A 13,107-nucleotide genomic window follows, 5' to 3' on the forward strand; every position below is an offset into this window, starting at 1 on the left:
TGAGGATTTGGTAGATACAAGATAACGAAAAATTTTTATCTATTCATTTTCGAATTCTTTAAACGGAATTTTTAGTTGAACAGAAATCAGCTTTTTTTCCTCAGTATTGAGTTGAGAAAGGGATAGTCCCAGTAAGCGGACTGCTTTATCATAAGGACGAAGTTCCCAAAGTTTTTTTCCAATGCTGAAATACTGTTCCGGAGAACTGAAATAATTTTCCTGAGTAATACTTCTTGTAAAAAGGGAAAAGTCTTTATATTTAATTTTTAATGTGAGGGTTCTTCCAAGAATATTATTTTTTTGTAAGCGCTGATGAAGTTCCTGTCCGAGGCTTTCCAGTTTTTCATTGATCTGCTGTTCATCAAAAAGATCTTCGAAAAAAGTTCTTTCCACTGCTACACTTTTCTGAATCCGGTGAGGTTTTACTTCCGAAGTATGGATTCCCCGTACCACATTGTAATAATGGGCACCCGATTTTCCAAAAAGCCTTACCAGATCTTCCAGCGATCTTTTTTTTAAATCTTTTCCTTTGTAAATTCCTAAACTAAACATTTTGTTAGCCGTAACTTTTCCAACACCGTAAAATTTTTCAACAGGTAATTCTTCAAGGAAACTTTCTACCTTATCAGGATGAATCGTTTTCTGTCCGTTAGGCTTATTGATATCAGAAGCTACTTTTGCCAGAAATTTATTCACTGAGATTCCTGCAGAAGCGGTTAATCCGGTTTCCTCAAATATTTTCTGACGGATTTCCCGGGCTATCAGATTGGCGGAATCCATCCCTTTTTTATTTTCAGTGACATCCAGATAGGCTTCATCCAGAGATAATGGTTCTACAAGATCTGTGTATTCGTGAAAAATTTCCCGGATTTTTTTTGAAATTTCTTTATACCGGGCAAAACGGGGCGGTACAAAAATAAGATCAGGACATCTTTCCTTTGCTGTCTTGCTGGGCATTGCCGAACGGACTCCAAATTTTCTGGCTTCATAGCTGGCCGCAGCCACAACACCTCTGTGCTGACCTCCTACAGCAATGGCCTTGCCTTTCAGTGTTGGATTATCATGCTGCTCCACAGAAGCATAGAATGCATCCATATCCACATGAATAATTTTACGAAGCGGCAAAGAAAAATCCATATCACAAAGATATGGATTCCTTTATTTATGCTGAATTATTCGTTACGGTTTCAATCTCATAGTAAGAAGATGAGGTTCAAAACCTGCTTTTTCATAGGCTTTGACAGCAGATTCATTTTCAGCATATACATCAAGTCTTACTTCTGAAATATCTCTGGCCTTTGCCCAACTGATCAGTTCGTCGGTAATCACTTTATTAACGCCTTTTCCTCTGTATTCAGGTTTTACATACATAAAACCCAGATAAGCATACTTTTCAAATTTGTAATAATAGCTTCCTGCTTTTTTGATGAGGGCATATCCAGATCCTATGATTTCATTATTCTCTTCAGCAACAATTAAGACCGCATCCGGAGATTTTATAAAATGTGTCAAATCGTAATAATGGATCTCGCCATCAATAAGTGTAATGTTGAAAGGTCTTTCTGCCGAAACAATTCCCTGTTCAAATTCTAAAAGAATCTTTAAATCCTCTTCTTTTGCTTCTCTTGTAGTCATGGTGTTCAATTGTTGAATTTTTTAACGTAAAAAATAAATTGAAAGCGCTCAGCTTTTATTCCCCGGTTAAATGAATATTACTATTTTAAAAGATGATCTATGGTCTGTTGAATTTCAGGATCTTCGGGAGAAATAGCATAATATTTTGCGATGGCCGATTTCTGATCAATAACCATATATCTTGGAATCCAATTAAGATCTACATAATTATTGAAGTCATTTTTCCACCCGGAAGCAAACCAATAATTATTTTTGTCTTTCATATTGAACCTGACAAGACTTTTATCAAAACCTTCTTTTGATCTTTCTAATGATAAGAATACAAAATCTACATTCGGATTGTTTTTTTCTAAGACCTCGGCTTTAGGAAGTGCCTTCAAACAATCCCTGCACCATCCGGCCCAAAAGTCAATGACTAAAACTTTTCCTTTATGCTGATCAAGTATCTGCTGAACCGTGATGCTCTTTCCTTCTTCATCTTCCAGTTTCTGCTGTAATGCTTCTTTGGAAAATCCCGTTTTTAGAGCTGTAGGTACCTTTTGTGAATAACTGAGTCCAAAAATACCTGCCATAAAAATTACTAACAACTTTCTCATTCTGACAATTTCATTTATACAAATCTAATGAATGAAAAGCAATTGATAATTCATTTTTTATGAATTAGGAAAAATTTATAATATTGATAATTTCTATAGTTTAAACATAAATGATAGTATTAATAGACCGCCTTGTCAATCTTTAATTTGCCACCCAAGTAGAATTCTCATTCCTTCAGGTGACGTATTGATTAAAATCAGAGGCTTTCCCAAAATGTAGGAGTACTTTTTATATACAGGTTGGCACTTAAAATAACTTAGTGCCCAAAAAAACACCTTTTGGCGTTGAAATAAATACTTGTTATGGGTATGCTTTAATCAAGCCTTTTACCACAGCAATGACATTAGGCATTGCTTTATTGGCCGCATTCAGTACTTCTTCGTGAGAAACGGAAAGGGCAATATCCGGACCGCCAAGATCTGTAATGACGGACATACAGAAAACATCCATTCCCATGTGTCTGGCAACAATAACTTCCGGTACGGTACTCATCCCTACCATATCACCACCAATAGCTTTAATCATACCGTATTCGGCAGGTGTTTCAAAAGTTGGTCCCTGGAGGGCTACATAAATACCCTGGTGGATCTTGATATTATTTTCAGAAGCAGCCTGCTCAGCTACCCTGATCATTTCTTTATTGTAAGGCTCACTCATATCTACAAAACGAGGCCCAAGTTCATCAATATTTTTACCCCGAAGCGGATGTTCGGGCATCATGTTGATATGATCTTTTAAAATAACGATATCTGCAACACTGTAAGCAGGATTTACTCCGCCACAGGCATTGGAAAGAATAAGGTTTTGAATTCCCAACAAATGAAAAACCCGTATAGGGAAAGTCACAGTTTCCATAGAATGTCCTTCATAATAATGAAAACGGCCACTCATCATCAGCACTTTTTTTCCTTCCAGTATTCCATAGATCAGCTTTCCGGTATGCCCTGCTACCGTAGTTTGTGGAAAATTGGGGATGTCTTTATACTCTAAAATATGGATGGGCTCTACTTCATGTTGCAGTTTTCCCAGTCCTGAACCTAAAACAACCGCAAAATCAGGAGTATCCTGAATGATATTTCTAATGAAATCTGCGGTCTCCTTAATATTTTTTAACATAATCCAAGATGATTTGATTGAATTCCTCCTTTTTATCAATGAGAACATTGATAGGCCAGTAGTAAACAATATCTCTAAGATAGTCAAAAGTTTTCAGACGAACATAATCTTTCTCTGTGGTTAATATCAGCTTATATTCACCTAATTTTTTATATTCCGCAACGATTTTTTTTATATCATCATCTGTAAAATTATGATGATCTCTGAATTTCAGATGTTTTACTCTTTTCGAAAATTTTGCAAGATGCTCCAACAGTGGTTTAGGATTAGCAATTCCTGTAATCAGTAAGATGTCGTAATAATTCAGGTTGTTATCAGGAAGCATTTTCTCTTTTCCGTATACATTTTCGTCATACCCAATGGATGAAAAGAATACTTTCTGTTTATAAGAAGGTTTTATTCTTGAAATATAATAGCGTTTTGTTTCTTCAGTAAGTTCATCAGGACATTTGCTGACCATAATAATGTCTGCTCTTTTGACACCCGCTCTGGATTCTCTAAGATCTCCGGCAGGAAGAAGGTAGTCCTTAAAATAAGGATCATTAAAGTCTGTCATCAGAATATTAAACCCGGCTTTGATAGCTCTGTGCTGTAAGGCATCATCCAATACCAGTACATTAAGGTCCATATCTTCGATCACTTTTTTGGCACCGGGAACTCTTTCTTCTGAAACAGCGATTACAAAACGGTTTTTAAAACGCTCAAAAAGCTGCATTGCTTCATCACCCACCATTTTATAATTACTCTCATAATTAGTTACTTCATACCCTTTGGTCAGCCTTCCGTAACCTCTGGAGAGCACTCCGGTTCTGTAATGTTTGGATAAAAACTGGGCAAGATACATCACCATCGGTGACTTTCCACTTCCGCCCACAGAAAGATTTCCGACGTTGATTATCGGTGTCTTGAATTTTGTCGACTTAAAAATCCCTAAATCATACATTGTGTTTCGGATACCCGTTACCAAATGATAACCGAGGGAAAAAGGATAAAGGTACCATCTTTTCATACGATTGCAAAAATAGGAATTTTCATAAGGATTGTTGTCATATTCTCAAAGACTTTTCAACAAATATTTCAGTAAATTAAAGTATTTTTGCGGAGTTATTATACTACATTGAGATACTTTATTGAATTTTCTTACAACGGAAAGAATTATTTCGGCTATCAGATACAGCCGGATGCTATTTCTGTACAGGAAGAACTGGAAAAAGCTCTTTCCACAATTTTAAGGGAAGAAATTAAAACTACGGGAGCCGGAAGAACAGATACAGGAGTTCACGCCAAAAAAATATTTGCTCATTTTGATACGGAACAGGAGCTGAATGATCAGTTTCCGAGGAGACTGAATGGTTTTCTTCCGCCTGATATTTCAATTAAAAAGATTTTTCGGGTGAAGGACGATTTCCATGCCCGTTTTGATGCTACCTACAGAACCTATGAATATTATATTTCGCTGGAAAAAAATCCATTTACACAGGAATCTGCCTGGCAGCACTGGAAAAGATCACTGGATATTGATAAAATGAATGAGGCCTGTAAGATTTTGTTTGAATATGAGGATTTTACGAGTTTTGCAAAATTAAAAACAGATAACAAAACGAATATCTGTAAAATGTATAAAGCAGAATGGGAGCAGGAAGGATCAGAATTGAAATTCACTGTTTCCGCCAATCGTTTTCTAAGAAATATGGTTCGGGCTATTGTGGGAACCATGGTAGAGATTGGGGTCGGGAAACTGAAGCCTGAGGATCTCCGTAAAGTAATTGAAGACAAAAACCGTAATGCTGCGGGTACATCAGCACCTGCTCACGGATTATATCTGGTAGATGTAGGCTACGAATTTTAAATAAAAAAAACTAAAAGAAATAACCATGTTATCAATTTTTATACTTATTGGTGCTTATCGGTATTATGCACAATTAGCCGGGAGATTTGGAAAAACAAAATGGCATTTCGGCCTTTTGGCGATAGGAATTTATTTGGGAAGCCAGATTGTTTTAGGAATGAGCTATGGAGTTTATAAAGGACTCACTGATCCTGCCGCTTTGGAAGATGTGAACTATACCGGATTTTCTTTGGTCAATATGATTGGCTGGGTGATCTCTATTGCAGCAGTATGGGGTATTTACCAGCTTCTTGAGAAAAAATTCCAAAAAGAACATCTTCAAAAACCTTCCATAGAAATAGAAAAAATAGGGGAAGTATCCGAAAGTCAGCAAAGTTAGGTAGCGATACAAAGACTGCTACCACTTAATTCATATAAAACAGACGGAAGATATTCATATTGTAAATGACAGGTATCTGAAATTTTCTATTAGGATTTGTAAAAGTTCTGAAGCCAGTCCAATTATAAAATCTTATTTTTGCATAGAATTTTATTTTAATTCTTTTCTTCTATTTGTACAATGAAAAAACAAGATACCTGGGGAATTATAAAAAGATTGTTCTTTATTGGAATGAAATTTCGTTCTTGGTTCATTCTTACTTTAGTAATTTCTGTCATACTTTCAATTGTTTCTACTTACAGACCATATCTTACCATGGAAGTGGTGGATAATGATATTACAAAATTGCAGGATAAAGCTGTAATGATGAAGCATATCTACATTTTGGTGGGATTGGTATTTGCAGAAACTGTTTTAAACTTTTTCTTAGTCTATTTTTCAAATTTTATCTCGCAAAATGTAATTCGGGATATCAGAGAAAGATTATATGCCAAGCTGATCTATTTCAGAACTTCATTTTTTGATAAAACACCTATCGGACAGCTGGTCACCCGTGCTGTAGGAGATGTTGAAACGATTGCAACAGTGTATACGGACGGCTTTCTGATGGTTTTCGGAGATGTTCTGAGGATTGTCTTTGTATTGATCATGATGTTCAATACCAATGTGCATTTAAGTTATATCACTTTGGCTATTTTACCTTTAATGGTTATCATTACAAGATTTTTCCAGAAAAGACTTAAAAAGGCATTTGGAGACGAGAGAAACTGGACTGCCAATCAAAACTCTTTTGTTCAGGAAAGATTGGCGGGAATGCCTATTATTCAGGTATTCAACAGACAGGAATCTGAATTCAAAAAATTTGATGATATTAATATTACCCTGAAAGGAGCATTATTGAGAACGGTTTTCATCTTCTCATTGTTCTTTCCCGTTGTAGAGCTTATTTCTTCTCTTTTTATAGGATTTATCCTGTTTTACGGAGGTTATATTACGATCAGTGCAGGAGTTGTAATTGCTTTTATTCAATATATTTCAATGCTGATCCGTCCGTTGAGACAGATTGCAGACCGTTTTAATAATATCCAGAGAGGTATTGTAGGAGCTGAAAGAGTATTGGGGCTGATGGATGAGGATAATTCAATGCCAAACAACGGAACTATACAAAAAGACCATTTCGCAGGTAAAATTGAATTTCATGATGTACATTTTGCTTATGATGAAAAACAGGAGGTGCTGAAAGGTATCGACTTTAAAGTAAATCCGGGAGAAACAGTGGCTATTGTAGGGGCAACGGGAGCTGGGAAATCCACCATTATCAGTCTGATCACCAGACTGTATGATATCAATTCCGGAAAAATACTTATTGATGATGTAGATCTTAAAGATTATGAGCTTTATAATTTAAGAAGCCATATCGGAGTTGTATTGCAGGATGTCTTTCTTTTCCATGGAAGTATTTTTGAAAACCTTGCCTTTGGTGATGACAGTATCACGCTGGAAAAAATAAAAGCGGGAGCAAGAGAAATTGAAGTTGACCAATTTATAGAACAGCTGCCTGGCGGTTATGATTATGTAGTAAGTGAAAGAGGTTCCTCTATTTCTTTAGGGCAGAGACAATTATTATCTTTCCTTAGAGCTTATTTATCAGATCCCAAAATTCTGATTCTCGATGAGGCAACATCTTCCATTGACCATGAAAGTGAAAAGCTGATCCAAAGAGCTACGGAAAAGATTACTAAAAACAGAACATCAATTATTATAGCACACCGACTTTCTACTATTGAAAAAGCAGATAAGATTATTGTTATGGAGCATGGCAAAATTGTGGAAGAAGGAACACATCTTGATCTTTTGGATAAAAACGGATATTATGCTACTCTTTACAAGGCTCAGCTGCGTCATGAGGTAGAAGCGGAATCATAAACCCAGTGCAAAGTATAATTGCTGTTTTTAAAACTAATATAGAGTAAGACCCGAGAAAATCAAAGATTTTCTCGGGTCTTACTCATAAAAATAGAACAATGTGTTTTTAAAGCTTTTTAAAACTGCAGAAAACAAAATTCTGAAGGGTATTGAAAGGTGTGATATGATCTTCAGTGATGCATTTTATTTTTTCAAATCCGGATTTAAATGTTTCAGCCAGAGATTCTTCATCATACTGCCGGATATCCAGCCCGCTGCATCGGGTAGGGCCATTTTTAGAAAAAGTTCCAAGGACCATGCATCCGGTTATGTTTTTTTCTGCAATATCTATATATTTTGAAACCTGCTCAGGTGTTGTCAGAAAGTGAAAGGCAGCCCTGTCATGCCAGATATCATAAGTTTCCGTAGGTGTAAATGCTGTGATATCCGCAGCAACCCACTTCACCTGATCAGCGGCATCTCCCAGTCTGTGTTTTGCTTTTTCCAATGCTTTGGCAGAAATGTCGAGCACGGTAATGTTGGTGTATCCTTCTGTAAGGAGAAAATCTACAAGATTACTGTCTCCGCCACCAATATCAATAATTTTGGCGTCTTTTCCCAATCCTGCTGACTTAATAAAATCAAGGGAGATTTGTGGCTTTTCCTGTGTCCAGCTTACCTGCTCAGGATTCTTTGTTTCATATACGTTTTCCCAATAGATTTTATTTTCTGAAAAATTCATAAGTCCTGTAGTTGATTATTAATTTCTTCAAATTTATTAATTAATCCATTAAGTTTAGCCTCTTGTTTTCTGATCGTTTTAGGTCTGATATAAAACCAGTTGAAACCTATCCATGCCAACGTAAGGATATACGCGAATACAGCAGAAGAAGAGGTCATTTGTAAAGTATATTCATACATATAAAGACAGATTCCCAGGAAAAGCATTATGAAATATAGGTTCAGCATGGTAGTCTGCATAAATTTCTGCTTATTTTTCACTGTATACAGACTCTGAAGATATTGGCTGTTGGACTGAGTATGGTCAAGGGTATAAAAAACCATAAACATTTTGTTATAAGCCAATAAGAAGATAACCATTGCTAAAATGACAAGTATGATTCCTGCTTTTGTAGTCATAAGCTGAGGCTGAAATTGATACCAGATGAAGGCAATACCTAGGGAAGTGGCAATCAATAAAACATTCATGATGATGATTTTGCGGAGATTTTCATTCTTAAACTTTTTCAGTTTGTCAAGAAGATCTTCCAGATCAGGTTTTTTGGAAGTTTGTTGCTTCCATATATTCTTGAAATCTATATTAGTATCCATTTTCTTTAAACTTTTGCGTTAATTTTTCTTTTATCCTGTGGATTTTTACCCTGATATTGGATTCTGAAAGACCAACAATATGGGCTATTTCTGCCTGTTTTACTTCTTCCAGTTCCAGAGAAATGATAATACGGTCTGTTTCAGGAAGCTCTGAAATAAACTGATAAAGCAATTGTATTTGAGGCTCCAGCGATTCCTGCTTTTTCTCTTCGAGATTAATAGGAAGGTCTGTTTTGGTAAATCTTTTTTCTTTCTCAATCTGACGCAGGCAATTATTGGAGGCAATTCTAAAGATCCATGTTCCTACACTGGATTCGTTTCTGAATTTTGGTAGTTGTTGCCATACAATAATAAAGGTTTCCTGAGCCAGATCCTGAGCAGAATCAGTATCATTCACATATCCCATACACAAACGGAATATCTTCTGCCAGTATAGTTCATATATTTCTTCAAATACCATTATTTCGCAGACAAAAAGTTGTTCAGCTGATTAAAATACCATTCTTTATCATCATACATAATAAAGTGTAATCCCTTGGAAGCATATTGCATATTGGTGTTTTTTAGATTTTTATATTGATCCTCGATAGCTGGTTTAAAATTAACGAAATAAGATTCCAGCAGAACAAGAGAGGGGCACCGTATACTTTTTATTTTCTCTCTGAGATCTGTATTGGAGAAATCACAGTACATACTGGCAAATGTTTTTCTGTCAGATTTCATACTCCAGTTGATTACGGTTTCCTGCATGGAAGTATCCGCCAGAAGACGGGGGATAGATTGTGTCTGCATTTGGCGGAATTGTTCATCTGTCATGGCGGTTAATTTATTAACAATTGCTGAGCAGTCATTATTTTCTTTAGCTGTAAAATCAGGATTGGATAGTGCAGCCAGGCAAGGCAGCGTATCTACGATAATAATTTTACCCGGAAGGTCAGGATAATCTGCGGCAATAGCCAAAGCCAGGCCTCCTCCCATACTATGCCCGATGATAATAGGTTTTTCGATATTTGTATCCTTTATAAAGGCTGCAATTGCTTTTTCCCAATTTTTAAAACTGGCATCAGTTTCTGGTTTTATCCCTGCAAACCCTGCCATGGTTAAAGTATAACAAGTGTAATTTTTTTCGAATTTTGCTGTAGTTTCATTCCAAACGTCTCCTGATGAGGCAAAACCAGGAATAAAAATTAAAGACTGTTTTCCTTTTCCGGTTTTCTTTACTTCAAATGGATATGATTTTTCCTGACCGAATATATTGCATAATGCTGCAAAAAATAACATGATGATAAGAAGGAATGTGAACTTTTTCATGATCTCTAAGGTTTTAAGGTTTATTTGTCTTTTAGAGACGAGCCTTTTGAAAATGTTACAATATTTTTTAATTATTTTTTTTTAAAAAGCATTTTTTGCTGCAAAGCTCTATATAAGGCTAAAACAAAAGAAAGTTATATACTCTTCATTTTTAAAATAAAGAAATTTTTTCTTCATTGAGAATCTTTTTCAATACAAATGTTTATTCCATTATTTTTTTTGATCTTTTTTAAATTATAGAAATAAATATATCTTTTGCGTTTTTGTTGAATAAAATAAAAAAATAATGACATGAAGGTGTTTATATTGATAAAAATTACTAAATTTATTAAATATTTAAGACGATGCCTTGAATGTCGTAGGGGTATCACGTAAAACTGGAATTTTTAATTAAAACCCAAAACATATAAATGAGTAGTAGTATCCAAGATGAATTTAAAGTCTTTAGAGACGAACTGAAAAAACTTAATATTGAAGTTCAGAAAGTAGTAAAAGTAGGAAACGGAAGTATGGATTTCCATGAAGTTTTCTACAAATCGCCAAGATATGAAGAGGTGAAAAGTGTGTATGTCCAGCGACACAATCTGGACAGTATGATAGAAAAATTCAAACAAGCTTACCATTAAAAATATAACCGGCGCCTCAGATTTTCTGAGGCGCCGGTTTCTTTATGTTGATTCTGTTAATCTTTATCCAGTGTTGAATTTTTTTTAGTATCCTTCATCCTCGCATAGACGATGAGAGAGAAAAAAATACATGCTGTGATATACCAATAAAAAAACTCTTCACTCCCTATTTTTTTAAACCAAAGAGCAATATACTCTGCTGTTCCTCCGAAAATAGCTACTGTAAGCGCATACGGAAGACCTACTCCTAAAGCCCGGATTTCGGAAGGAAAAAGCTCAGCTTTTACCACAGCGTTGATAGAAGTATAACCACTTACAATAATTAATGCTGCCATAATCAGAAAAAATGCTCCCCATATGGAAGTGGTGGTACTCAGTGCTGTAAGAAGAGGAACCGTACATAAAGTTCCTAAAATACCAAAACCCAAAAGAAGAGGACGTCTTCCAATTTTATCTGATAAGGCCCCAAATACAGGCTGTAGACAGGCGAATATGAATAATGATATAAATGAGACTAAGGTAGATTCTTCTTTGGTAAGGTGAACCGTATTCACCAAGAATTTCTGCATATAAGTGGTATAGGTGTAGAAAGCCAGGGTTCCTCCCAAGGTAAGTCCTACTACGGTAAGAAGCGCTTGAGGATGCTTCAAAAGCTCTCCCACACTGCCTTTTTTCTTGTCACTGACCTCTTTTTTGTTTTCAAAAGCTTCCGTTTCATGGAGATTAGCCCTCAGGTATAATGCAATAACGGAAAGTAAAGCTCCAATCACAAAGGGAATTCTCCAACCCCAGTTTTCCAGCTGTGCTTCTGTAAGCAATAACTTTTGCAGGATAAGCTGGATTCCCAGGGCAATAAGCTGTCCTCCGATTAATGTTACATACTGGAAACTTGAGTAAAACCCTCTTCTGTCCTGAGTTGCCATTTCGCTGAGGTAGGTAGCGGAAACTCCATATTCACCTCCCACACTTAATCCCTGGAGCAGTCTTGCCAAAAGCAGTAATAAAGGAGCTAGGATTCCTATGGATTTATAGGTGGGGGTAAGGGCAATAAGCAGTGACCCAAAAGACATCAGCAATACAGAAAGTGTCATTGCTTTTTTTCTTCCTATTTTATCGGCTATACTTCCAAACAGCCATCCTCCGATCGGTCGCATAAGAAAACCGACAGCGAATATCCCTGCTGTATTCATTAACTGTGCATTGAGATCGGAATCCGGAAAGAATGAATGCGAAAAATAGATGGCAAATGCTGCATAAGCATACCAATCGTACCATTCTACAAGATTTCCGACGGAGCCGCCCACAATGGCCTTGATCCTTTGGCCGGTGGTAATTTGTGATGTATTCATATTTTTTATTTTCCCAAAAATCCCGTAATAATGTGAGCAATATACAACTTTCAGGAAAAATTAAATGGTCTTGAAAAAAAGAACGGTTTGTATACTTTTTGTTGTTTTTTTAAAACCGGTATCCTAAAGAAAGTCCGCTTCTAAAACCTGCCCATGGGCCGTCTACTTTTATCATAGCACCATTGGCATTGGTTTCCACGGTATAATCTACGATCGGGATATCCAGTTTTTCTATTTCTTTTTTTAGTTGTGCCTGCATATCGGGAGTCAATAGAAAGTCGCTGGACATGGAGAAGTCACCTTTTCCGTTTCCATAGTGAGCTCCTGCAATCCAAAAATCGAGTACCAGGTTTTGACTTTTTGTAAGGAAAAACTGTACTCCAACCATGAGGCCGCCACTGTTTCCATTGGTTTTTCCCTGGCCCTTAAGCGGAATCTGATATGTATTTCCATCAGGACCATGATAATCGTAATAAAAATCAAAGGTATTGGAGGAAACATCAGAGTACCGGTAATAGGGAGCAATATAAAATCCTTTTCCATATCCCTGTCCAACATAAAATCGGGGTTCTATTGTAAAGTTGGTAGCTTTTACTCTAAGGTTTTGAAATCTTTTTTCGTCTACATCTTTCAGAAAAGCATTGATAAAAGGAATTTTTCCTTCCGGCATGGTTCCAAATCCAATGTTTACTGAGAACCACCGGTTAATGGCTCTTTCATAGGACAGGTTAATATTTCTGAATGCATAAGCTGTAACATTCGTTTTGATCATATTCATTTTTTCTGCCGAACTGTTTTGATCCTGAGCTGCGGCTTCTAAAAACGCCAGACCAAGGATAAGTATACCTGCTTTTTTCATGATCTTATATTTTGTGGTGTAAGATAATACCAGCAAAAAACGGGCTGAATTTAACATAATAATATCGATTATTAGAAAAAAGATAACAGATTGCAATGATTTAGTTAATTATTGGTTCTGATACAGAAGATAAATGTAATAAATGTAAT

General features: G+C 36.1%; 15 protein-coding genes. 4 read left to right on the forward strand and 11 right to left on the reverse strand.

The window, feature by feature from the left end; all coding sequences use genetic code 11:
* Positions 1–39 precede the first annotated feature (39 nt).
* The 5 genes from dinB to lpxK all read right to left on the reverse strand — a co-directional run bounded on the left by dinB (position 40) and on the right by lpxK (position 4,357).
* Complete coding sequence (gene dinB / locus MP478_RS12000) at positions 40–1,137, reverse strand: DNA polymerase IV (RefSeq protein WP_230038257.1); 1,098 nt, start codon at positions 1,135–1,137, stop codon at positions 40–42.
* 42 nt (positions 1,138–1,179) lie between these two features.
* On the reverse strand, positions 1,180–1,635 hold the full coding sequence (locus tag MP478_RS12005; RefSeq protein WP_257189832.1) for a GNAT family N-acetyltransferase: 456 nt from the start codon (positions 1,633–1,635) through the stop codon (positions 1,180–1,182).
* Positions 1,636–1,715: 80 nt separating this feature from the next.
* Positions 1,716–2,231 carry a thioredoxin family protein gene (locus MP478_RS12010; RefSeq protein WP_257200573.1) on the reverse strand — a complete coding sequence of 172 codons (516 nt, stop codon included), beginning with the start codon at positions 2,229–2,231 and terminating at the stop codon, positions 1,716–1,718.
* Positions 2,232–2,532: 301 nt separating this feature from the next.
* Positions 2,533–3,348: a purine-nucleoside phosphorylase gene (locus MP478_RS12015; protein WP_257189830.1), complete on the reverse strand. Its 816-nt coding sequence runs from the start codon at positions 3,346–3,348 to the stop codon at positions 2,533–2,535.
* Positions 3,332–4,357: a tetraacyldisaccharide 4'-kinase gene (lpxK, locus tag MP478_RS12020; RefSeq protein WP_230038248.1), complete on the reverse strand. Its 1,026-nt coding sequence runs from the start codon at positions 4,355–4,357 to the stop codon at positions 3,332–3,334. Before lpxK ends, MP478_RS12015 begins: the two co-directional genes overlap by 17 nt.
* Before the next feature lie 87 nt (positions 4,358–4,444).
* On the opposite strand from lpxK, the gene truA reads away from it, so the two are divergent.
* The 3 genes from truA to MP478_RS12035 all read left to right on the forward strand — a co-directional run bounded on the left by truA (position 4,445) and on the right by MP478_RS12035 (position 7,502).
* The gene (gene truA, locus MP478_RS12025; RefSeq protein WP_257200574.1) at positions 4,445–5,197 is read left to right on the forward strand and encodes a tRNA pseudouridine(38-40) synthase TruA; all 753 of its coding nucleotides are present in this window, start codon (positions 4,445–4,447) and stop codon (positions 5,195–5,197) included.
* A gap of 25 nt (positions 5,198–5,222) precedes the next feature.
* Positions 5,223–5,576, forward strand: a complete 354-nt coding sequence (locus MP478_RS12030) for a hypothetical protein (RefSeq protein WP_257189828.1) — start codon at positions 5,223–5,225, stop codon at positions 5,574–5,576.
* A gap of 180 nt (positions 5,577–5,756) precedes the next feature.
* The gene (locus MP478_RS12035) at positions 5,757–7,502 is read left to right on the forward strand and encodes an ABC transporter ATP-binding protein (RefSeq protein WP_257200575.1); all 1,746 of its coding nucleotides are present in this window, start codon (positions 5,757–5,759) and stop codon (positions 7,500–7,502) included.
* Between the two features lie 106 nt (positions 7,503–7,608).
* On the opposite strand, the gene MP478_RS12040 is transcribed toward MP478_RS12035, so the two are convergent.
* The 4 genes from MP478_RS12040 to MP478_RS12055 are packed head-to-tail and all read right to left on the reverse strand — an operon-like array spanning position 7,609 to position 10,124.
* Positions 7,609–8,223, reverse strand: coding sequence for a trans-aconitate 2-methyltransferase (locus tag MP478_RS12040; protein WP_230038238.1), 615 nt, complete (start codon positions 8,221–8,223; stop codon positions 7,609–7,611).
* A complete protein-coding gene (locus MP478_RS12045; RefSeq protein ID WP_257200576.1) occupies positions 8,220–8,813 on the reverse strand; it encodes a hypothetical protein in 594 nt (197 codons plus the stop codon). Before MP478_RS12045 ends, MP478_RS12040 begins: the two co-directional genes overlap by 4 nt.
* Positions 8,803–9,273, reverse strand: coding sequence for an RNA polymerase sigma factor (locus MP478_RS12050; protein WP_257189825.1), 471 nt, complete (start codon positions 9,271–9,273; stop codon positions 8,803–8,805). Before MP478_RS12050 ends, MP478_RS12045 begins: the two co-directional genes overlap by 11 nt.
* Positions 9,273–10,124, reverse strand: coding sequence for an alpha/beta fold hydrolase (locus tag MP478_RS12055; RefSeq protein WP_257200577.1), 852 nt, complete (start codon positions 10,122–10,124; stop codon positions 9,273–9,275). Before MP478_RS12055 ends, MP478_RS12050 begins: the two co-directional genes overlap by 1 nt.
* Positions 10,125–10,534: 410 nt before the next feature.
* Here MP478_RS12055 and MP478_RS12060 point away from each other — a divergent pair, with 410 nt between their 5' ends.
* Positions 10,535–10,750 carry a hypothetical protein gene (locus tag MP478_RS12060; protein WP_209801178.1) on the forward strand — a complete coding sequence of 72 codons (216 nt, stop codon included), beginning with the start codon at positions 10,535–10,537 and terminating at the stop codon, positions 10,748–10,750.
* Positions 10,751–10,806: 56 nt separating this feature from the next.
* Here MP478_RS12060 and MP478_RS12065 read toward each other — a convergent pair whose 3' ends face one another.
* Positions 10,807–12,099: an MFS transporter gene (locus MP478_RS12065; RefSeq protein ID WP_257200578.1), complete on the reverse strand. Its 1,293-nt coding sequence runs from the start codon at positions 12,097–12,099 to the stop codon at positions 10,807–10,809.
* A gap of 109 nt (positions 12,100–12,208) precedes the next feature.
* Positions 12,209–12,958 carry a DUF3575 domain-containing protein gene (locus MP478_RS12070; RefSeq protein WP_257189821.1) on the reverse strand — a complete coding sequence of 250 codons (750 nt, stop codon included), beginning with the start codon at positions 12,956–12,958 and terminating at the stop codon, positions 12,209–12,211.
* Positions 12,959–13,107 lie beyond the last annotated feature (149 nt).

It is taken from the genome of Chryseobacterium sp. WG14, from assembly GCF_024586945.1.
GTDB lineage: Bacteria > Bacteroidota > Bacteroidia > Flavobacteriales > Weeksellaceae > Chryseobacterium.